The organism is Paraburkholderia sp. SIMBA_027, from assembly GCF_046535315.1.
GTDB classification, from domain to species: Bacteria; Pseudomonadota; Gammaproteobacteria; order Burkholderiales; family Burkholderiaceae; genus Paraburkholderia; species Paraburkholderia tropica.
Genome location: NZ_JAWRWY010001297.1, coordinates 1 through 248, shown reverse-complemented (window position 1 = coordinate 248; position 248 = coordinate 1). Strand labels below are relative to the sequence as shown.

The following is a 248-nucleotide window of genomic DNA, read 5'->3' as shown; positions in this document are numbered from 1 at the left end:
ATGCTCAGGGGCGTGCTGACCAGCCCATTGACCGCGGCATTGACAAAAGCGTCGCGGGTCACCGTTTTCAAGTCTGGCCCGGTCTTGAAAACACCCGCCTTGACCAAGCGATCCGCCGTGACCATGTTTTGTACAACATCACCCATCGTCTTTGGAGCAGGGTGCGCATGTGAAGGAAGCTTGGCCCCCGCGGCACCCGTGCTCTTCATATCCAACAGGAGTTTTTTGAAATTTTGATTAGCCAACAT

1 protein-coding gene is annotated in these 248 nt (G+C 54.4%); it reads right to left on the bottom strand.

Translation table 11 applies throughout. The features are described from left to right. Nucleotides 1–248: hypothetical protein (locus SB764_RS43340; protein ID WP_410867215.1), on the bottom strand; the 248-nt coding region annotated here is incomplete at both ends.